Source organism: Photorhabdus hindustanensis (genome assembly GCF_002968995.1).
Taxonomy (GTDB): Bacteria; Pseudomonadota; Gammaproteobacteria; order Enterobacterales; family Enterobacteriaceae; genus Photorhabdus; species Photorhabdus akhurstii.
This window is the reverse complement of sequence record NZ_PUWT01000040.1, coordinates 25,297-48,230: the sequence shown is the minus strand read 5'-3', so window position 1 is coordinate 48,230 and position 22,934 is coordinate 25,297. Positions and strand designations below refer to the sequence as shown.

Annotated in this window: 15 protein-coding genes and 1 pseudogene; 2 read left to right on the top strand and 14 right to left on the bottom strand. The window is 42.0% G+C overall.

Going from position 1 to position 22,934, the window contains the following annotated elements; translation table 11 throughout:
- From C6H66_RS15320 to C6H66_RS15270, 10 genes and pseudogenes are all read right to left on the bottom strand, one after another.
- The coding region (locus C6H66_RS15320; protein ID WP_146111056.1) for an RNA-guided endonuclease InsQ/TnpB family protein at positions 1-631 on the bottom strand (631 nt) is incomplete at its 3' end.
- 393 nt (positions 632-1,024) lie between these two features.
- Positions 1,025-2,221 (bottom strand): DUF3322 domain-containing protein, encoded by a 1,197-nt coding sequence (locus C6H66_RS15310; protein ID WP_105396025.1) that lies wholly within the window; start codon positions 2,219-2,221, stop codon positions 1,025-1,027.
- Positions 2,218-5,616, bottom strand: a complete 3,399-nt coding sequence (locus C6H66_RS15305) for an ATP-binding protein (protein ID WP_248000685.1) — start codon at positions 5,614-5,616, stop codon at positions 2,218-2,220. The genes C6H66_RS15310 and C6H66_RS15305 overlap by 4 nt, the downstream gene beginning before the upstream one ends.
- Complete coding sequence (locus C6H66_RS15300) at positions 5,609-6,526, bottom strand: DUF4194 domain-containing protein (protein WP_052739426.1); 918 nt, start codon at positions 6,524-6,526, stop codon at positions 5,609-5,611. The genes C6H66_RS15305 and C6H66_RS15300 overlap by 8 nt, the downstream gene beginning before the upstream one ends.
- Positions 6,527-6,571: 45 nt before the next feature.
- Positions 6,572-8,032 carry a DUF3375 domain-containing protein gene (locus C6H66_RS15295; RefSeq protein ID WP_046395567.1) on the bottom strand — a complete coding sequence of 487 codons (1,461 nt, stop codon included), beginning with the start codon at positions 8,030-8,032 and terminating at the stop codon, positions 6,572-6,574.
- A gap of 357 nt (positions 8,033-8,389) precedes the next feature.
- Positions 8,390-11,662, bottom strand: a complete 3,273-nt coding sequence (gene pulA, locus C6H66_RS15290) for a pullulanase-type alpha-1,6-glucosidase (protein WP_105396023.1) — start codon at positions 11,660-11,662, stop codon at positions 8,390-8,392.
- Between the two features lie 369 nt (positions 11,663-12,031).
- Positions 12,032-12,298: pseudogene (locus tag C6H66_RS15285) on the bottom strand (hypothetical protein); the annotation flags it as partial.
- 344 nt (positions 12,299-12,642) lie between these two features.
- Entirely contained in the window at positions 12,643-13,134 is a 492-nt protein-coding gene (locus tag C6H66_RS15280) for a GlcG/HbpS family heme-binding protein (RefSeq protein ID WP_046395565.1), read from the bottom strand.
- Positions 13,135-13,241: 107 nt separating this feature from the next.
- Positions 13,242-13,868 carry a response regulator transcription factor gene (locus C6H66_RS15275; RefSeq protein ID WP_036812584.1) on the bottom strand — a complete coding sequence of 209 codons (627 nt, stop codon included), beginning with the start codon at positions 13,866-13,868 and terminating at the stop codon, positions 13,242-13,244.
- Positions 13,868-15,181 (bottom strand): sensor histidine kinase, encoded by a 1,314-nt coding sequence (locus tag C6H66_RS15270; RefSeq protein WP_248000684.1) that lies wholly within the window; start codon positions 15,179-15,181, stop codon positions 13,868-13,870. The genes C6H66_RS15275 and C6H66_RS15270 overlap by 1 nt, the downstream gene beginning before the upstream one ends.
- 752 nt (positions 15,182-15,933) lie before the next feature.
- Here C6H66_RS15270 and C6H66_RS15265 point away from each other — a divergent pair.
- Positions 15,934-16,629, top strand: coding sequence for a pirin family protein (locus C6H66_RS15265; protein ID WP_105396021.1), 696 nt, complete (start codon positions 15,934-15,936; stop codon positions 16,627-16,629).
- 47 nt (positions 16,630-16,676) lie between these two features.
- Here the strand turns inward: C6H66_RS15265 and pckA are convergent, their stop codons facing one another.
- The 4 genes from pckA to C6H66_RS15245 form a co-directional block, all read right to left on the bottom strand.
- Positions 16,677-18,296: a phosphoenolpyruvate carboxykinase (ATP) gene (gene pckA, locus C6H66_RS15260; protein WP_105396020.1), complete on the bottom strand. Its 1,620-nt coding sequence runs from the start codon at positions 18,294-18,296 to the stop codon at positions 16,677-16,679.
- 218 nt (positions 18,297-18,514) lie between these two features.
- Entirely contained in the window at positions 18,515-19,387 is an 873-nt protein-coding gene (hslO, locus tag C6H66_RS15255) for an Hsp33 family molecular chaperone HslO (protein ID WP_105396019.1), read from the bottom strand.
- A gap of 22 nt (positions 19,388-19,409) precedes the next feature.
- Positions 19,410-19,826 carry a ribosome-associated heat shock protein Hsp15 gene (hslR, locus tag C6H66_RS15250; protein WP_046395560.1) on the bottom strand — a complete coding sequence of 139 codons (417 nt, stop codon included), beginning with the start codon at positions 19,824-19,826 and terminating at the stop codon, positions 19,410-19,412.
- Positions 19,827-19,883: 57 nt separating this feature from the next.
- A complete protein-coding gene (locus tag C6H66_RS15245; protein ID WP_105396018.1) occupies positions 19,884-21,998 on the bottom strand; it encodes an intracellular growth attenuator family protein in 2,115 nt (704 codons plus the stop codon).
- 351 nt (positions 21,999-22,349) lie between these two features.
- Here C6H66_RS15245 and nudE point away from each other — a divergent pair, with 351 nt between their 5' ends.
- Positions 22,350-22,898 (top strand): ADP compounds hydrolase NudE, encoded by a 549-nt coding sequence (gene nudE / locus C6H66_RS15240; RefSeq protein WP_046396756.1) that lies wholly within the window; start codon positions 22,350-22,352, stop codon positions 22,896-22,898.
- Positions 22,899-22,934 lie beyond the last annotated feature (36 nt).

Here is a 22,934-nt window from a genome sequence, read left to right as displayed (position 1 = left end):
GGCCGGCATTGATAAGATGACGGGGATTGGCCATCTTATCTCCGCTGGATTTGACAGCGTAGTGAGACAATCCCATATCCAAACCTGTCATCTGGGTTATCAAAGCGGGCTTCGCGGGCGCGGCCAGGCCGTCATCACAGAGTATCGAGGCGTAGTATTTACCGGTGGCTGAACAACTCAGCGTAATGCTTTTCACCTCTCCGGTCATTTCACGGTGCAGACGGGCTTCTATCGGCGATAATTTGGGTATTTTTATTGCCCCGTCCAACACCTTCACCCCGACACAATGATAGCTGGACTGCCTGCCATGCTTGCGTTTGAATGTCGGGAAGCGCGCTTTCAGCTTCGGATTAAAAAAGTGGGAAAACGCCATATCGAGGTTAATCACCGCCTGCTGCAAGGCGATGGAATCATACGCTTTGAGCCAGGCATACCGGCGGGATTTTTTCGCCACTGACAGTAAGGGTTTGAGGTCTTTACGCAGGCTGAGGTTCACCCCGTGGCGTTGATGAGCGTGCTTCTTGATGTGCAGCGCCTTGTTGTACGCGAAACGAACCGCACCGAACTGAGCATTGAGATAATCAGCCTGTTCGGGTGTCGGGTAAATGCGGACTTTGGTGGCTCTTAACATCATCAGCGCTCATCGGGATAGTTTATGTATTTTAACCGCTTTTTTTGGCCATGTCCCCCCCAAGCTGCCAGTGAACGTGATGGTTAATAACCTGAAAGCCCTGCGGGCTTTTCGCCTTATATCACCGCCCGCATTGGGCGAGGGTTTACGGCGGATTTTGCTAATTATTTAGAATAATTAATGTTATCGTAGCCGCACTATGCAAGTGATGCGGCTTTTTTATCGTTCTCATTCTGTTCAAATCTTACCACTGAGTTATTAGGCAAGCGACCTATCACCGCATAGTAAGTTTGGTTAAATTCTTCTGCCATCGCGGTAAGAGTTTAACCCGGAGAGGAGAAAATTAGAAGCATCAATCTTGAGTGCGCTTGGGCGCGGAAAAAACAAGAATAGTCACGACAGCCAATTCATAAGCTTGTTTCTAATGTAATCAGATGAAAGACGCTCCTGCTCTAAACGTGAAGATTGGAAATGACCGGAAATAAGATTATTAAACAAATTTGTTTCATCTTCATTTAGCGATGAAGGATTGGATTCAACTGGATTTGGTTCAGGAACCATTCTATCTTCATGAGCTTTAACGGTTTCAACATCCATCATCAGAGGCTCAATATCTACAAACTTGTTTCTGGCATCACTGAGAATAAACAACCCCCAAGTATCAATATCTCCCCAATATCCTACACGTTTACTTCTCAACCATGCCGCATCCATCCAAGCAATGTTTTTCCCGCCGCCAATCACCGCTATCGTGTCAGGCATTTCGGGCAATGCCAAACCAGACTGTAAATTTTCTACTATTAGAATATTCGATGCCGGAAGTTCGTGCTTTCTAAGTAATTCGCCGGGTATTTGTAGTATTGGCATTCCCCCAAGCGCCGCAGTCGCGGCATGGCAAAGCGGCCTGATAGTTAACCAACCTTTGGGATTTATTGCACACCCCAACCAAGCGATAAGGCCCCCTGACGCCGAAACAGCCCCTTTGTGAATGATATCGGCTAGCTCTTCAATCAGGATCTGGTGGTTCTCAAGAAACTTAGTATCAATCCCAATGAGCGGCAGTGCTCTTAAATATTGTCCTTCACCTAAGCCTTGTTTTAATTGTGGCAGCAATTTTGCTAATAATTCCGCATCTCTCAACGAGAGTTTTTCCACAATATCTATACATTTCACCAATGCAGGATAGAGATCTTTATCAACCCGCAAAAATGGCTTCATATTTCTTTCCCATACCTTACTTCGGGAAAGAGCATCATTTCCTAAAAATTGAATCAAATGTTGCATTGATTCAATGACAACAAAAGTCGGGATTCGTTGCTCAGATAGTTCCCGGAAATTTTTGGAAGACCACTCCACAACATCTTGATAGGGAAATGATCTCCACTCATCAATAAATCGTTGAAAATGAGCGATATCTAATATGGCAGAATTCCCTTTGGGTGGTTTCAAGCCAACGCGAATAGGAAATGCCTTGTTGCCCAGTAGCCGGTCTTTTAGTGAGGAACGGTTATCCCACTCACGCTGTCTAATAATGCTCTTAACTTGCGCCGGCAATAACCCCCAACGCACCTCATACTGCCCTTTTTTCATGTCAACTTCTCAAGCTCGATCCCCAGATTAGCAGCCTCATCAGGCAACTTTTTCTCCTTCTCTTCGCCCATTCTCCGGTCAATCTCTTCCCAAGTCACTTCACATAAATGGCTGTCATGGTTTTCCTGGTCTCTTTCCGCAATGAGTAGTGAACGAGCCGATTCTCTTGCCAGATTCAAGTTTTTATAAGGCGTGATCAAATTAACGTGAATGTGAAGCTCTCTAAATACTCGGAGCACCCGCCGACTTACCGTTTCAGCCGTATTTGAGAATGCTTCGTCCAAGAAAACAGTACAGTAAACTGGTCGATCATAACCATCTGGCGTCAAAACATAGGCCAAACTTGCCGCTACAATAGTCGCCGCAAATGACTCTTTCTCTCCACCTGACTTTCCACTGGATGATTCCAATACATCACGAATCTCACCGGTATTACTATCCAACTCTTCGGCGTAAAATGACATCTGATAACGAGGATCAAGCAGCCTTAAACTTTCTAATGTATTTGAGGAGCCTGGCGCACTTGCTTTCCCAAGTATTTCAACTACTTTAGCCAATTGACGGAACCGCGCTTCATGGTCATCACTGGTTACCTGACTAAGCACCTTACGCAAATGCTGTTCAAACTCATTAACATGCGGGAATTTCTCTCTCTTTGAACCTAGCTTTAAGTGTGTCCCTGATCGAAACTCGGTACGCTTGAGGACCCGGTTAATGATATCAATCCGCTCAAGGATATCTTCCCGTTCAGATTCAAGCTTAGTTTTAATCCGCGCTAGCGACTGCGTTGCATGCTTATTCAAACGTTCAATAAACTGTTCCACAAGGTTGGGAAGCCCTTCTTCTTCCAGTTGTCGTAAATGATTAAGATAATCAGGCAGGCTGCCAATATTACTTTGCCAATCAACCGTGAAGACTTGCCATTTATCGTTAGACCTGAATGAGACCATAATGCTGATGGCTGACCTTTCCGCCCTATCTTTACTGTTTCGGCTAATATCTAACAAACGCTCCAAATCTTCTTCAACCTTGGACACTAATTCAGACATCTGGCTTAAATCGTTTGTACTAAGCACTCCAACCCGAAGAGCAAGTAATTGTCTGGCTGAATCAGGTAATCCTTTTGATGCTTTTGCCTGCGCTTTGCTCCATTCCTCTTTTGCATTTTTCAGCGTATTTTTAACGCCGCCAGAATCAGAATTGAGCTGATTTAATACCGATTGGATTTGAACTAACTGCTCTTTAGCCGATTCCCAACGCTCTCTGGCCTTATCAAGATCACCACCTGACTGCTCCAATACCTTAAGGTCAGCCTGCAAATCCGAAAGCTTTTCGTGCCAATAAGGGGCGTTAATATCATCCCAACAATAACTTTGGATCTTCTCCCAAAGTATTTTACGATCAGAAACAGTATTCAAATCTTGACGGGCCTGACTCACCTTTTTTTCGGTTTCCGCCAATTGCAGAGTTAACTCTTTTTTATCGTTATTAAGAATAGCTAAACGTGATTTGTTTGAAAAACCCAAACACCAGCGTCTTCTGTCATCTATTCGGTGTTGATCTTTTTTCTCAAAGCGCCCCTTATCCATGTGCATTAACCCCTGTTGTGTCATCGAAAACGGGGTCTTATCCAATTCTTCCGTATTCGAGACACATTGCAGGTCAAATCGCTGCAAATAATGCTTGAGCCACTCTTGATAAGGGTGAGTACGCCATACCAGTTTCTTTAAATAGCCATTAGGCTTAAACTCCGCCGAATGACCCCGGTTAATCGCAGAATCATTCACAACTTGAACACGGACATGTAAACCTGTATGCCGGACGTTTAACCAACGAGTCACCATCGAATAACAATGATGTGGCACAGCAAGTGTTGTTCGCAACCCGCCTAACGCCCTCTCTATCGCGCCTTGCCAGATTTTTTCACGATCTTCGACGTCGATAAGCTCACCAATAAATACGCATTGGTCTTTACTTAATTCTAAGGAATTAACCAGTTCATCCCTCAGTTGCTGATATTTCACATCGATATTGGAATCCGGCCTTGCCTCGATTTCCCGGATTTCCTGAGAGATATCATGGATATTGGCTTGTAGCTCACTGAATTTAGCACTGATGGCGGCAAACTTGTCCTGATACTCTTCTTCGTCTCGTTGAATACTGGCAAGTCTGGCTGATGCCGCGGATTGATTTTTAAGAAATACCGCCTCCTCCAATACAGAAGGCAGAGACAGCTCATTAACATGAGTTTGATATTGCGATGAATTCCTAACCACCCGATTCAACTGAGTTTGGGTATGACCAATTTCCTTTCGAAGCGACTCTATTTTATCCCCACCAAACTGAAGGTATTCCTCATGCCTTCTCTCAACCAACTTATCCGCATCTGTTTTCTGCTCTTCAACTTGCTTAATTTCGAGGAGTAGCGCTTCAAGTTCAGACTCAATATCGGCAATTTTTTCGCTCCACAGTTGCGCGAAGACTTCCCCAAAGTAAACCGGGAGACTATTTTTTTCAGCCGTTAATTCTTCAAATTCTCTCGTCGTTTTTTCGATAATTGAGCTAAGTTCAGGTAACTTAGACAAGTGCATTTTTTGCGCTCTTGCATCCACTAATTGACTATGAATTGCTACCAGATCAGCAAACTCTTCCACGACCTTTTTAGCATCATCTTTAACTGCGCTCGGCTCAAGTACCAACTCACGAATCAACCCAGTTAAATCATCAATTTTTTTTAGACCTAACGCCCGCGACAACAGTGCAGGCGCATTCTTATTGTCCATATACAAAAGCTTTCGGTATAACTCCTGATAATCAGAAAAATTATCATCACAGCACGTAATCGCCGGGTCATCACGAAGCCATTGCTTGAATGCCCGAGCATTACCATCCCCAAAAGCATTGAGCATTTCCTTAAGCGTCAGGTCTCTTTTGGCAACAACATAAACTCGCGTCACATCCGCCAGCACATTCGTCGATTTAGTAATCCAGAAAAGTGCCGCAAGCGTGATTTTTGAACCATCATCACCCTGATATAAAGCTCTAAGCCCGGTCACTACGCCAAACTCACGCTTACTTCTGACCCTCGTCCCCGCTCCGTCATGGGCTGATCCAAAACTTCCCCGCATATAGGAAAGTAAAGTCCGGTCAGAACGATCACCCTGAGCCGCAGCCACATTAAAAGTTGCCTTTCCGGCAGGAAGCAGCAAAGCCATAAGGCCATCAATAAACGTCGATTTACCGGCGCCATTATCTCCAGTGACCAATGTTCCCATAGGATCGATCAACGCGGTATGCAAGCCATTAAATGACCCCCAGTTATAAACTGAGAGTTCAGCTAATCTGATTTGACCAACGTGAAATAACGAATTAGCCGAAAGAGTTTGATCAGTCATTTTCATCTCCTGTCTCTTTCCCTTCATCTTGATAATCAACAGCGTCGCCGCCATTTTTATTTAGCTCAATACCCTTCTCTCTCGCCATGTTCAGGTATTCATTAAGCATGCTCTCGAGAAATTCAGCGCTGACTACATAGCGGATCACCGGCGTAATCTCGAAGCGATCTTCGCTTCCCCGGACCGAACTCAATATTTTTTTCGTCACCATTTTATCAAGAGCGCCCTTGAGTTTTCTCCGGTCAGATTTAGTACTGTTTGTCAGCGGTAAAAACGGTGTCAGATGGGATTCTATACGTTCAATATCAATGATAATCCTTTGTTCTCCCGATGTTTCCCGGTCTTGATAGTGTTTACGCAGCACTAACAGCAACAATGTATCGTATAAAGAGAGCGTCCTTCGGCTAATCAGAGAGACAACCTCGTCATCATCTATACCCAATGATTCAGTATCTTCCTCATTTTGAAAGCCCGCGATAAAAGCAACACCTGCTTTTTCATCCAAGACTAACTTCAAATAAACTTCTGATAGATGTTTGCGTACAGCACATTGGTATCGACAAAGTAATTCAAATAATTTAGCTTTCTGCGAAGACAAAATAACGCCCTGACGCAACAAGCTAACCAGCACCCGGCGTGCATCAGGCGGCATATCACTGTTTGAGTTCTCAGCCTGCTCACTGACTAATACATCATCAACGTTACAGGATGGGCTTTGATTAACAACCGAAAGAGCAACATCAGATTCAACACTGGCTGTATCTGTAAGCGGGTTATACTCTGATTGCGTATGGTGTTTTATCAACTGATCGAAGAACCCTGTTTTCTGTTCTTCTTGAGGATCAGAATTAGACTTCCCAAGGGTAGCGAGGATGCCATTATCTTTATTCAACTTTTTACCTTTGTGCATTTCAACCCTCACTATATAAATCTACAGCCACTTTCTCTTCACCATTTAAAGAACTAATTCATCCAAACTGTCAGGAAACAGGTCGGCACTCAACAGAAAAGTAGGTATAGACGCCCGCAAGCGAACTCCCCGTTTATCGCTGATTTCAATTGATTCTTTTCCTTCCAATAATGCAGCCCCGACAGATTTCGCCACCCGCAAATAGGCAACTAACTCCTCCAACCCTGAATTAAGTGGGTGATAATTTGCAACAGATGCAATCGTCATTGGGCCAAACTCTTTTAACGTTGCTAATGTTCTCTCAGCGATTAATCGAATTTGAACAACATCAAGACAATCCAGCATCTGCATACTCGGTTCTCGAGAGTTGATCTGTTCTTCAGCACCTGAAGTATCTAGTTTTTCATCAGGTGATTTAAGGAGCATGCTTTCAGGAGAGCTAATACTTGCCGCGCCAACGGGCAGTGACAGAGTTGTCGCCGTTTGCAAGTCATAACCTGAGTTCCTCAATTCAACGGCGAGTCGTTCCAATTGACCAAGCAATCTATCAACAGCACGATTTTCTTGCGCAGTGCCACTCTCTATATAAGCACGCAAACTCTCTTCCGTTCTTCGCCTGATTTGAAAAACTCTGTCACTCTCGCGGCTCAGTTCCCTCATGAGCTGATTTAAGAACTGTCGTTGCTGGGTAGTCAAATGTTCTGCTGCGGGACGATTTAAAATGCTTCGAAGTTGATCCCGCAGTTCCATTGTTCTATTCTGATCGCATAACAAATCAAAGAAACTTTCAAACGCACTACCCGCATCCGTTTTCGCCAATAGCGCTTCTTTTTCTAAAACAGAGAGAAGAACATCCCCTCTGGTGGAATCTCCTTCAATAATTTGAATGCGAATTTCCTGATCCAGTTGACGAATTTCATCTTCAACACGACGAAAATCACCCGTTAAAACAGAGGCCAACTGGTAGATCTCACGAATTCTCTCCCGCTGCTCAAGCTCGGTCAGTTCAAGCACCACGCCAGCTCTCAGAGCATCAATCTCTCTTTGGATTTCAGCTTTTCTATATTCCAAAAGCGTGACACGTTCATCGACATTCGGACTAATCGCTACTGCAAAGTCCCTGACCGCTTCTTGAACAATTCTAAGGTGAGATGCGGTGGTTCCTGTACTGCGTTCATCAAGCCCCTGACTAAAACGAAGTGCAACTTCACTGGCATCCGTTTTGGTTAACATGTCGTCCATCTCACGCAACCAGCCTTCCCGAATCCATTTATTAAGATACGTACCCGCTCCCGTTTCAGTTTCCCAAAGACCAAGTTCACGACAGCGTACCAGTTCTGCATCAAGTGACACGCGGGCACGACTAAAAGGGACTTCACTCTCCTCAGAAAACAACTCCCCCAGAAACGCCAAAATTAAAGGGGAATTATCAGCTCTTAACAGTTTCCAGGCGGCACTTTCCTGAAATAGACGGCGATACTTTGCCTGTAACCCTTGGAAATTCAACTCGCCTCCCTCTGTGTGGTAACAAGTAAAAAGCTACCACCAAGAATTTTGTATAATTTACAATCGAATAAAACTATATCATCACATTTTTTTATTATGTCAATACAATTTACTGACTTATATAACTATCAAGTACTGTGACCAATGGAAGAATTAAGCTTATAGGGCCACCCATTTTGTGAAGAAAACAGCAAGAGGATGATGGAAAACAAAAACTGCCAGCGCAGGCAGATAATAAGGAGATAAACAATGCCTCAATTATCATCAGCAAGAAAAGCGGTAAGAGTACCTTTTCAAGGTAAAAATGGGCGGTCTGGACAAACCGCCCCGATGTAAACAATGGAAAATTCCTGCGCGTTACTTCCTGCGGACAGGCAAACCAATACCGCGAACACTATCCTGCGGTAGAACCAGCACCGCTACTGACCAAGCCGGCAGCGTGACCGAACCATCTTTTGCTATTCTGATACCCGCCGCCAACGAAGCTCTACCTAGCTCGCTCTGAATATCATTCAACTTCAACTCTCTGACGTTAAGATCTCTTACTGTGGCAGGATGTGGAGCCGCATTAATCATCACCACCAAGCCGTCAAATCGCGAATCACGGTCATCACCAGTAGTATTACCGTCATCTATGGTCATCACCAGCAACCCAAGCTGCTGATACGGCCCAACGTTACGGAAATCAACACGTTGTTTAACCGATGCGCCATCACCAAGCGTCATCAGTGGTGAAAATTGGCGCAAACGCAACAATTCCTGATAAAAAGCCGTCATCTGTAATAATTCAGTCCGGCCCGGTTTATCTACCATATTTTTCACTTTTTCAATCAATGCATAATTTTCGCCATCAACACGCTGATCCGGCATACCAACATCATAGTTATTATCCTGGTAGGTGTAGCTAACACGGTTAAACCAATCGCCGGAATTATAGGAATCGCGGGTAAAAGATTTTGAACGCAGTAGCTCCGATCCATGTTGAGCAAAAGCCAGCCCCTGCCCAAGGAATGTCGTGGCGAGAGATATTGCCTGCATACGAACTCGTGTCGCCAAATCTGCCTCACGCGCCGCTTTGTAGCTGATTATGTCCCACAACGTTTGGTTATCGTGCTTAGAGACATAATTAATCACCTCAATTGGATCAGCGGCATAACCGGCTATAGCGCCTTTGTAGTTAATGTCTCTACCCGTTTTCACTGCCCCATCTTTATCGATCATCACAAAATCAGCCAAATTACCCGCCATACCGAGACGTACCAAATCCGCCAGATGACGCGCCTCATTAGCATCGAACCACGCCATTTCGTTAAGTAACGTTCCAGCGCCGTTGCCTACCCCCTGATTAATGCGAATGCTATCAGCGGAATCAAACGGCCCGCCACCCTGTACCGCATCTCGTAGCCGATCAGAGAAAGTACCCACCCCAGTACCCTTAAGATTAATCTGTGAAGCGATTTCGAAACGGTCTTCCTGCCCTGAGTTCCAACCTTCACCAAAAAAATAGACCGATGGGTTAATCGCGCGTACTTTTGCCAGCGCCGATAAAATCTGAGCCTTCGGATGGTAGCCCATTAAGTCAAATCGAAATGCGTCGATTTTATAGTCCTTAACCCAAGTCACCAATGAGTCTTCAATGAGCTTAGCAAACATACGGTGTTCTGGCGCTGTATCGTGACAACAAGTGTTGGATTCAACATTACCACTGATTTCATTCAGGCGATGATAATACCAAGGGACTATCTTATCCAACACGGAAGATCTGTCTGTTGGACCCGCCGCATTGGTGTGGTTGTACGCTACATCCATGACTACATTCATCCCCAATTGTTGCTTGATGGCCTGAATCATGGCGCGAAACTCTTTTATACGTACCGAACCTTCCGCATCAGTGGCATAAGAGCCTTCCGGTACCGAGTAATGAAACGGATCATAGCCCCAGTTGTAGGAGTCGGTTTCTGCAATCATTGCATTTAACTCTTGTACCTGCGGGTTATTGGCACTGTCACCACGCTGCAACTCCTGCAATACTTCACCCACGGTCTGTGAAATATTGCAATAATCAGCGAAACGGCTGCTCCTCACCTTTGGGTTGACTTGGTACAAACGACTGAATGGATGGTTGAGATCGGCTACTTGGTTGCTAAATTCATTAATGGAAGCCACATCGAATACCGGCAATAACTCCATATGAGTCACCCCTGCCTGACTCAATGCCTTAAGGTGTTTGAACATATCGCTGTTGTCAGCAGTGAGAGCCAGATACTTACCACGCCAGGTTTCTGGCACTGTGCTATCTGCAACGGAGAGATCACGGACATGAGCTTCATAGATGGTCATACGCGCAATATCCGCTAGTGTATTTTGCGAATGCGGCATAAAAACGCTATCCCAGTCTTGTGGTTTTAGCGCTTCGTCATCCAAATTGATGACTTGGCTGTATTCCGAATTGGTGGACAAACTGTGGGAATAAGGATCGGTAACCTCGTAGTGCTCTACATTACGGGAATATGGATGGTATACCGTTAAAGCATAGCGGTAGTAAGCACCAACCAGCTCTTGATCACCTTGCCATGACCAGGAGCCACTAGCAGGATCACGGTTCATGGCATGATTGGCGATGACTTGTTTATCTGCATCGTAGATAACCAACCCAACATGTTGAGCAGTAGGCGCCCACAAGCGGAAAGTAACACCTACATCGTTGATTAGCGCACCATATTCTAGTGTGTCAGCAGTGTTAGCGAAGCGATCATCCAACACACCAGCCGTTTGTACTTGAGTAGCCGATAATAGCAACCCCGCCTCATTGGTCGCCAACGCCACCAGATCACCGGTAAGTAACGTATCGACATCCGTATCCGCAGGCAAACGAAATGCGGTTAATTTCCTCAAGTGCGGAAATCTATCAGCCGTTTTCTGGCTCAAGGTGGTCGGTGTTAATGTCAGATAGCTATCGATGAAATTTCCTTCATCATTAGCTTCTACTTTGCCATTCCGGTTGTAATATAAGCGGACATGGGGTTTATCCGCTCCGCCCGACCACAACAAAGTCCGGTTGTCGACCCAGTGTGCCGAAGCCTGAGAAACGCCAAACACAGAATTAAAGGCTGCCGCACGACTGCTATAGATTTGATGACTGCCCGGTATCACAGAGACGGTACGGTTCTTGAAATCAGAGAAGGAGATTTTTAGGTCACTGTCGATCAATTTATTGTTGCTACCATCACGCACGATAAAATTGATACAGCCCTCGTTCTTATTTAACGGCACCACCCAGTAAGGCCCATAACTATCACTTCCAGCGGGAGTTGCACTGATATCGTCCCAGCTTAATGAAGGGGAAGCCAAGGCATCACAATTTTTATCGTTCCACAAGTAGAGGGTGTTAGTACTGTAATCACGGTTTGTTGTTGGACTTTGACTTAATTTAGCAATGTCCACCAAGTGGATCACTGCCTGAAAATTGCCGGCAACAGCAGCTTCACTGGGTACTTTATTAGGGATATGCGCCATCGGTTCCTCCGGGGATTCGGGTAAAGAACTATTGTTATCACAGCTTGCCAGTAGTAAAACAAATGTACTGCTTAATAGGGCCAGGTAAGCCCTTTTCCAGAAGGGAACTACCATAATCAGACCTTTTTAATAGAAATAAATCGTCGCCGATATTATTGTTAATAAAATAGGAATGAAATATTAAATAATGTCTCAGATGAGTCAGCATCCTCCTAGTTTTGATACTAAGAGGGAGGAGGAGTTAGGAGGAGATACCTTTTCGTGATATTGCGCACAATAATAATGTAATGATCTTTTATTACATAAACCTAGTGTGAGCTTATTTATATTATTCCATTAGATACAGATTAAAATGATGTCAAATACAGTCATTGTCATTTTTATATATTTTCACAAACTTTATTATTTCTGCAAAAAAGCATTTTTTGTGATGCAGGATTATTAAGTAATTCCTTTCCTCCTAATCCTGCGTTTTTTCTTGCATTAGATATAAGTGTAACTTGTTACAGGACCTGCACCTGTGTAAAAACGTAAAGCTTGATCATTTCGACCAAAACAATAGCCTAAAATAAGATTATAATCGGGAGAATTAATAAATTCTTTCATATCCTGATATGTAGAATTTCTAATATCTTTAATATGCACCTGTTTACTTACATTATAATTACCTTTTCTATCATCTCTGTCTTCATTAAAAAATGATATTTCATGCAAATCTGTCCTTCTACGTCCATTTATATTTGCATCCCAATTAAAGCCAAGCTCATCTAATTAGATAAAATTTCCCAAATAGCCTATTCACTTTAATTCGTAACGTTATTATAAAACAAACAACAGAGCCAATTATATACACTTTAACTAAGAATATATTTAAATAAACCTGAGGATAAAGGTGATATATCAACCATAAACAAAATCAATGAGAGGCAATAACTTCATTCCAGTTATTGCCTCTGTGCAAGAGTACGATTATGAAAGATACTAAACCTAAATTCCACATTCCTAAAATCAATACAACGAATATTGTCATCATGAGTAGAAATAGAGATTTAATTCATTATCGTTACCCCTGCAAATTTCATAAATCGTTATGGTTAAGATAAATCTGATGAAATTTTTTGAATTGCATCAAGAGCACATTGTTGGTCTAAAGAACCACTCGGTGCGCCACCAATACCAATTGCACCAATTACTTCATCACCAGATTTAACCGGAACACCACCACCAAGTAATAGGAAGCCTGGAATATCCCCTAAATATTGAGCACCAAGATTTGATTGCGCCGTTTTCATTACGTCCTCTGACGTTCTCTGGGTAGATAACGCGGTATAAGCTTTCATTTTGCTCGCCTCAACGGTATGCAATCCGGCTTTATCCATACGCTGAACCGCTTTCAAAACCCCACTTTTATCAATAACAGAAACCGCTACGTTATAATTATTCGATTTACAGGACTGAATTGCCTCAGAAGCTAATTTATTTGCTACCTCAAGGGTAATATTACGTTCAGTAATTAGTGATGAAGCAAAAGCCGTTTGAGCGAATAAACCTGCTGCCAGTACAGTATAGAAAAGAGAATGTTTCATAGGTAAACCTCATTAAGTTTAAGTTGATGAATTATCCTGTTCTAACTTAATGAGGTTTATCAGCTATAGCTATTCGGCCAATTACTTATTCGACTCAGTAGAAATACTTAGTCATGAGATAATGACTTAAATAATTCATACTCTTTGACTAACTGCGGTAAAGAATGTATATCCAACTTATGAAATATATTGGCACGATGAACCTCAATAGTACGTGGTGATAACGATAACTGTTGAGCAATTTGTTTACTGGTTTTACCTTCTAAAATAATTTTCATCACTTCCCTTTCACGTTCAGACAACTGGCTGAATTTCGTTTTTAATTGTTCATATATCTGACGTTGCTTAAATACTTTCTGATGAAATAATAATGCACTTGAAACTGTTTCAATTAATAAATCTGCATCAATAGGTTTGGTTAAAAACTCAAAAGCGCCATTCTTAAAAGCACGACGACAAATATCAATATTTCCGTGTCCGGTCATGATAATGACCGGTAATGTACTATTGAGTTTCAATAGATCCGCCTGCAATGCCAATCCAGGTTTTCCCGGCATACGAATATCCAATAAAATACATCCCTGAAGCGCTGTAATATTCTTGCTGCCAATTTCATCAAGAAATTCTTGCGCACCTGGAAATGAAATTACCTGCCAATTCATTGTTTCTAATAACATAGATAATGAGTCACGGATCGCTTCGTCATCATCAATGAGATAAATCACTGCCGCCATTATTTCTCCTTACCTTTATTAGTTGGTAGCAAAATAATAAAACGCGCTCCTCCCGTTTCACAATTTTCAGCATTGATATCACCACCAAGTTTATGAATTAATGTTTCCGTTAACGTCATTCCCAATCCCATACCTTGTTGGCGTGTTGTGAAGAATGGAATAAACACGTTCTTTAAAGCTTCATCACTTAATCCAGGACCACCATCTGTTATGGTGATTCTTATCATTTCATTAATATAAGCGATATCGATGCAGATCCAATTTTGATATTCTGACTGGCCTTGCTCTTGCTGTGCCTGAATGGCATTGCTGATTAAATTATGGAATATTTGCTCAATCCATAACGGCTCGGCAGATATCATCGGCAGCTCATCACAAATATGCTTTATTATCTTGATCTTACCAACCTTTATTTCATTTTCGAGCAATATCTCAACTCGACCTAATATCGATTGAATATTTATAGATTGAAAAATAATACTACCGGCCGTCAGTTTTTGGCGGTATTGCGTTAATAAATTTGCGATGCGTTGAGTTTGCAAAATTGATGAATCCAGTATCGGCGTCACTTTATCATATTGCTGCTTTTTCATTAACCGCAATGCAGTTTGGTTATAACTCATAATCGCTGTCAAAGGCTGATTTAATTCATGAACAACACCCGTTGCCACTTCATCCATTGTATTTAAGCGGGTAAATTCAAAGAAACGTGCTCGTAAATCAGAAATTTTCCTCAATCTTTTATTCTTCTGAATTAAAAAGATAAAACAGATAATCACTGCCCATAAAAAACTCAGACAAGCAATATAGCCCCACGGAAGTTTAGACCATTGTTGGTCGTTACCCACTTTAAGCACAAAAGGCTGAAAGCGATTGGTTAACTTCTTCTCCCAGTTCCAAAAATAGTGATCTTTCTCCAGCCCATAGGTAATCAATGGGCGATTATTCCAATCCAGTTGTACCATCCGAAATTGTGATAATAATGATAGATCTTTCATCAGAATATTGAGATCTATCAATAACCGGATGCTATCATGTTTACTATTAAGCCAATATCTTCCTTTTCCCTCTTCACTGATTATAGGGAAGATTAATACATTCATTGGCATCTCTTGTAATCCGACGATTTGCGGAAAGTTTTCCTGTAGTTGATCTAATTCGATATTAGTATCCGTTAGCGATACAATAGCGTCATGTTGTGCCAGCTTTTCACTCAGCTCGCGATAAAGAATATTAAATGAAACTGTTTGTTGTTGATAATTCTGATTTAGTGAATGATTAATCATTCCCCAAACAGTCAAACTTGTTAACATAATCCACGCCAAAAAATGCCACATATAATTACCTGAAAAGATATCTTTCATGACGTTAAAACACAGTCAGAATATATAAAGGAAACAGCTTATTAGAGTAAATAAATTCAGAATGGGTAAATTTTAGAGAAAATTTGGCGTTGAGCAGCATATTAAAATTCATTATAGCGTAATTATTTCATCACAACATTTCTTAAAATAAATAGTTAGCTATGGTAAATGAAATTCCAGCACGAGCTTATTCTGTTTAAACACGTTTCAGTTCCTAATCAAATTATTTCGACAAATAGACCTCAGTTAAGGGTTTACAGTAACCCTGTCAAGGCTTTTAATATCACGTCAAATTTACTGAACAATTTAAGGTGATCTCCTAATGAATCGGTTCGGTGAAAGTGTTTTCTTTCCCTTGAACATGACACCAGAATCTATAAAAATAGTGATATTTATCAAATGATTGAGATAACATCCTACCATTATTCTATATTTGACCAGAAAAAACGCTTTACAATCGATAGTGATAATTATTATCATTCGTATCGCTTTCAGATGAACCGTCTTCAGGGTACAGATGAAAGCACGACATTGCTCACATTGCTTCCAGTGTTTACTTTAGCCAGCCGGGTGCTGGCTTTTTTTTATTAATTAATCCAATCGCCAATCATTCAAAATATTTGAAAATTTAAGTCAGCTTTTTAAGCTTTAATGCTAGCTCTTCTCAATTAGACTGTAAAAACTATTGAGGAGATTTGAATATGATCCATTTACGTAAAGCATCAGATCGCGGCCATGCCGATCATGGCTGGTTAACTAGCTGGCATACCTTCTCATTTGCCAACTACTACGACGCCAATTTTATGAGTTTCTCAGCTCTGAGAGTGATTAATGAAGATTCCATCCAAGCAGGTCAAGGTTTTGGTACCCATCCGCATAAGGATATGGAAATACTGACCTATGTTCTTTCCGGCACCGTTGAACATCAGGATAGTATAGGAAATAAAGAACGGGTACCTGCCGGTGAATTCCAAATTATGAGCGCAGGTACCGGTATTCGTCATTCAGAATACAACCCGGACAGAGAGCGCCAATTGCATCTATATCAAATCTGGATTAGCCCAGATAAAACAGGCTTAACACCACGTTATGAACAACGTCGTTTTGATGATGTACAAGGTCGCCAATTGGTGCTCTCGCCTGATGCCCGGGATGGTTCACTGAAAGTATTTCAGGATATGACTTTATGGCGTTGGGTACTTAAGGATCACGAAACCGCCGAATATGTTGCAGAAAGAGGTCGTTATATTTGGATACAAGTCATTCATGGCGAAGTGACGGTTAATGGTATCAAAGCCACCACCAGCGATGGTCTGGCTATCCGGGATGAAATCAATCTTCAACTTAACAGCAGCAACGATTGTGAAATATTGTTGTTTGACCTTCCTCCGGCATAAATATCAAATAAGCCTCACCCTAACGGATGAGGCTAAAAAATTCACAATTACAGTTTAGGACCCGCTTTCATTAAAGCTTCCCCCGCCGGGGTATCGGTATATTTATCAAAGTTGTCGACAAAACGATGAGCCAAATCTTTCGCCTTCTCTTCCCACTGAGATTTATCTGCATAAGTCTTACGTGGATCAAGAATATCGGTATCAACACCCGGTAATGCTGTCGGAACCGCCAGATCAAAAATAGGTAATGTAATGGTATCAACTTCCTCAATATCACCATTTAGGATGGCATCAATGATCCCACGGGTATCCTTAATCGAGATCCGTTTACCCGTACCATTCCAGCCCGTATTCACCAGATAAGCCTTAGCGCCTGCCGCCTGCATACGTTTTACCAATACTTCCGCATATTGGGTTGGATGCAAAGTCAGGAATGCGGCACCAAAACATGCAGAGAATGTGGGTGTCGGTTCAGTCACACCACGTTCGGTACCTGCCAATTTTGCCGTAAAACCAGATAGGAAGTGATATTGAGTCTGTTCAGGTGTCAAGCGAGATACTGGAGGCAACACACCAAATGCGTCCGCAGTCAGGAAAATGACCTTAGTTGCATGGCTCGCTTTGGAAACCGGCTTAACAATGTTTTCAATATGGTGGATAGGATAAGAAACACGGGTGTTTTCCGTTTTTGAACCATCATTGAAATCAACCGTGCCATCTGTCAGTACAGTAACATTTTCCAGCAACGCATCACGTTTAATCGCATTGTAGATATCAGGTTCCGCCTCTTTGGACAGATTGATGGTTTTCGCGTAACAACCCCCTTCAAAGTTGAACACACCGTCATCATCCCAACCGTGCTCATCATCACCAATCAGCTTACGTTTTGGATCAGTAGAAAGTGTGGTTTTACCTGTACCGGACAAGCCAAAGAAGACCGCAACGTCCCCTTTCTCACCCACGTTGGCAGAACAGTGCATTGAAGCAATACCTTTCAGTGGCAACAGGTAGTTCATTATAGAGAACATCCCTTTCTTCATTTCGCCGCCGTACCAGGTACCGCCAATAAGCTGCATACGCTCTGTCAGGTTGAACGCAACAAAGTTTTCAGAGTTCAAACCCTGCTCTTGCCATTGCGGGTTGGTGCATTTTGCACCGTTCATTACAATAAAATCTGGTTTGAACTCAGCTAACTCTTCATCTGACGGACGGATAAACATGTTTTTAACAAAGTGGGCCTGCCACGCAACTTCTGTAATAAAGCGGACTTTCAATCGTGTATCTGCATTAGCACCACAGAAAGCATCAACCACAAACAAACGTTTGCCTGAAAGCTGTTTAGTTACCAAGCCTTTCAGATGTGTCCATGTTTCCTGCTGTAATGGCTTGTTATCATTTTTACCTTTTCCCTGGTCGGCCCACCATACGGTGTCACAGGTGACATCATCACGAACAATATACTTATCTTTGGGTGAACGACCCGTGAAGATCCCCGTATCGACAGCCACAGCCCCCAGGTTGGTCAGAGTGCCACTCTCGCAGCCTTTGAGTGAAGGTTTAGTTTCTTCTGAAAATAACAACTCATAGCTTGGATTATAAATAATTTCGTTAACATCATGAATTCCGTAGCCCGCGAGTTCCTGCGGGGTAATGCCTTTAACACTCATGTCATTGCTCCTGGTGGGTAGTCACGCTTTTTCTGTGAGCAATAATAAATAGTTATGATTAATTAACAGCGATAGTTATCAAAAAATTGAAAACCCACTATTTTTTTAAGTTTGATCTTGGGCCAAAGGCACGAAAATAGTTCTGAGTATTATGGATAATTGATAGAAAGGCGCGGAGCCGCGCCTTAAAAGGTGAAAAAGTTTGTTTAGATCGAATATCAATGGAGTTGGTTCTTTTTTTCCGTCCTGATTGCAGCAAGATCATCAGCATCAAAAATATAGTGCGTGCCGCAATACTCACACGCCATATCAATGTTGCCATCTTTCTGCAAAAGATGATTAACATCCTCATCGGAAAGTGTGACTAATGTGTCAGCACAACGTTGGCGAGAACAAGTACAACGGAATTCGACCGCTTGCGGTTCATATAATATGACATCTTCCTCATGATAAAGGCGGTGCAAGATTTCCTTAACTTCCAATGAATATAACTCTTCACCTTTAATGGTTGCAGTAAGTTGCACCAGATGATCAAAAGTTTCTGCACTCCCCTGTTCCGCCGCTGGCAGCATCTGTAATAACATACCACCAGCAGCAACTCTTCCACTCTGAATACCAGTACGGATAAATAGGCGAGTCGGTAGCTGTTCAGACTGTCTGAAATAATCATCAAGGCAATCCGCCAGTGTTTCACCTTCCAGCGCAACCACACCCTGATAACGCTCACCATGAGTTGGCGTAATGGTAATAACCATATAGCCTGTACCAACCATCTGTTTCAAACTGCTATTTTCAGTCACTAATCCATCAATACGAGCGACACCTCGCATTTGTTGCTGATGATTACCATTAATCACTGCCAATTTGACCGGACCATCCCCCTGAATTTGAACCGTAATATCGCCATCAAATTTCAGGGTTGCAGTTAATAGACTGGTTGCTACCAACAGTTCTCCCAATAATTGCTGTACCGGCTGCGGGTAATCATGATTTTCCAAAATATGCTGGTAAGTTTCACTGGCTAAAACCAGCTCACCACGTACAGAATAATTCTCAAATAAAAAGCGGTGCAATCGGTCTTGTTTAAACATAACTATCTCTCATTCAAGCAGGTTATTCCTGCCCACTTAATTTGGTGTTCTTAAACTTAATCAGCGTGCGTCTTTCTTTTTTATCCGGTCGGCGATCAGGATGAGGCATAGTTAATGCATTCATTTTTCGAGCAATTGCCATTTTTTCCCGGTTAGCAATACTCGCTTCCGTCTCCTGGTAAAGTTGCTGCGCCTCCGGCGCACTACGTCGATGATTGCTTAGGGCGAGAACTTCAACTATACGTTCATCATTACCTTGACGCAGTTTAATTTCAGCCCCTGATTCAACCAATTTACTCGGTTTACTTCTTTGACCATTATAGTGAACTTTACCACCGTCTATCATTTCTCGTGCAATAGCCCGTGTTTTATAAAAACGGGCCGCCCACAGCCATTTATCCAGACGGACAGCTTGATCGGAGTCTGAATTACCCTTCATTTTTCCTCTTACCATCAGCTTTGGCAAATAAAGCAAAGCCTAACATACCATTGTCGATTATCGCCAACGCGTAGGCGGAAAAAGTGTATTAAAACAGTTATCGTAATATTGACTGATTTTGTTTAGACGTTGTTTATTCTGCCGATTTTTCTTAACAACCAGCACAAAGTTAATGATTAAGGTCGTAAAAAGAGTCAAGAATAAAACAGTAGTACCAATACAACGAGCAAGCGTCATGGAATCCAGTTCATTATGCAACACAATCCGGCGAGTTCCATGACTGTCTACAGACAATTCCGTGATAATTCCCGTTGTCTCAAAGGGTGTTTGCAATACCATATCCGATAACCGCTGTAATTCTCGCCATTGTTCCAACGCACTATGGTCATAAGAGATGATGGCCGGCGTTATATATTCAACCAGTTGTTTGCCTTCATCACTGATAAGCAGAACACCACCAGGAGAAGGGCTATTAAGCAACATTGCGACTTTATCTATTTCCCGGTAGATAAATGATGATGTAGTCGCATCAACCAATTTCCCCAAAGCTTCAGCGCCAGCCGGACGCAATAAAACATGAGCGCCATCCAATTTGCCACTTTCCGCATTCTTTAACAAAGTTAGCCAATCATTAGCATTACCCAAGTTAACCAAAGCATTTTTCAATCGTAAACAGTCGGTTTCTTTTTCACATAATTCTTTAGTTTTCAATATAATATCAGGGAAATTATCCAATAAGATCATACCAGATTTGAAAATCTCCTGAGCAAGATCTGGATTTATTACATCGTCATTTTCCTGTAAACGTAATTGCTTATTAACAGTTGCAATCAGTTTAGCGGCATTTTCTATAATTTCTGATTCTGGTATTGGCAGTGGATTAACTCTATTCCAATATATCCCCGAACAATCGAATGGAGAAAAATAGGTGTCTCCTTTACCATTCATATTGTTTGGCGGCATATAACACATACCAACCCCTTTTGCTTTCAGGATATCCCCAACTCGCAATTCCATCCTTTCCATCATACTAGCGTCAGTGACAACTTTTGTGCTGCTGCCACGCAACCAGGCAAAACTGAGTTTCATCGGTACACTAACCGGCTGATAAAAATAGAGTAGTAACATAATCAGCAAACTGCTAACGATCATCATGAGATTTTTCCCATAACGACGGTAAGGGTAATTTTTTTCTTCCTCATGCAAAGAGAGATAATGCCCTTGCCTGACTACCTGGCCGTTAGTGTAAATATCAATATTGGTTTTTTGATCAAGATAGTGAGCAACATAAGGCTCCCAATGAGGAGGATAAATCAAATCAATTCCACCAAGTGAAATATTACTCATTTGCCCTTGTTCAAATTCGCCAAATAATCCCCATCGTTTTGGTATACCGGTAAAACAGTGAATATCCTGGCGCCTGCATATTGAGAGTGGACAAAATAGCGGCCAAAAACTGACAACGACTAAGCTGCCTGCAATCAACATCAGCCACGGCAAAAGCAGTGTTGGTGAAAGTAATGCAAGAAACCAAATGAAAAATCCGAAACACAAAAATCCCCCCTCCCAAATCCCCGATGAGTGATTTAACTGGTACTCTTCCAATGTCTCTTTACGGATATTTTGTAACTTTACGCTGGTTTCACCATTTTTCTGGATCGATGCCTGTTGATGAGATACCTCTGAAATTACCGGAGCAGAAGGAAAATCCTGTTGAAAATCTTTCAGAAAGTGACCATTAATCGAAATAACCAGTGGTATTGTCGCAGTGTGAACAACATCAATAATATTCTGTTGTTTAATAAAAGGCTCAAGGAAAAACGGTAAATGAACTTCTGCCATATCAATATAATAACGCCAGCTATGTAGTTCATCCGAGGCAACAGAAAACCGGGTAATGGAATGACAGATAGTATAAACCATATCATTTTTACCCATCAGAATTGGCCAACTTGTTTTATTAATACGGTCTGTTACAACTGGCGGCAACACTCGACTCAAATAACATTCAATAGCCTGATACTCATCAGCATTAAGTTTACGATAGGTTGGTGTAGCAACAGAAGGCAGATAACAGGCATTATCATGTAGCTTCCATTTGAAAATCAGAAAGGAAGCCATGACAATCAAGCTAATTATCAAGATAGCCAATATAACGACTGTTACGCTCATTTTATCCCCATACCCATGACAATCTTGCTATTGTTGTTTGCAAATTATCAACTACACGTTAAGTTTTGAATTAGGTTATTTCTATCTGTTTTTTTAATTTATTTTACAATGAGTTATATAATCACGCACTAAACTATATACAACATAGATCTATTTCCAAAGAGGATAAAGATAACAGTAACAACAATAACCAGCGATAATCACTATCATTTATCAAAATAATCGGCCATATTTAGTCAATTTATGGAGTGTACCTAATTTCATCATAAAATCTAAGGTTAATGAAATAATTCATGATGTAATAATGCACAGACACTCAACTCAACCAATACTAAACCATCAGGGGCAATTATGAATGACCTGAAAAACCCTAAAATCCTAAACATAGAGGACATTGCTCATTCACGTTTATTTCATATTCAGTCAGTTGATCTCGAATTCAGTAACGGTGTAAAACGCGTTTATGAACGAATGCGTCCGGTCAATCGGGAAGCTGTTCTGATAATCCCGGTCATTGGGGATGAATTGTTGCTTATTCGTGAGTATGCAGTCGGCATTGAGCAGTACGAATTGGGCTTTCCTAAAGGCGCGATCGACCCTGGGGAAAATATCTTCGAAGCCGCTAACCGTGAATTAAAAGAAGAAGTCAGCTTTGGTGCCAGAAAAATAGAACAATTAGCCAAACTTACTATGGCTCCAGCCTATTTTTCTCACAAAATGAATATTGTTATTGCTGAAAATCTCTATCCAGAAAGACTGGAAGGGGATGAACCTGAACCACTACCACAAATACGCTGGCCAATAGCAGATATGATGTCATTACTGGATCACGCTGATTTCAACGAAGCGCGTAATGTCTGCGCCCTATTTCTGGCACAAAAATATTTAAAACACCGTTGAAGTTCACAGGCACAACAGCGCTCCCGTTGTGCCTGT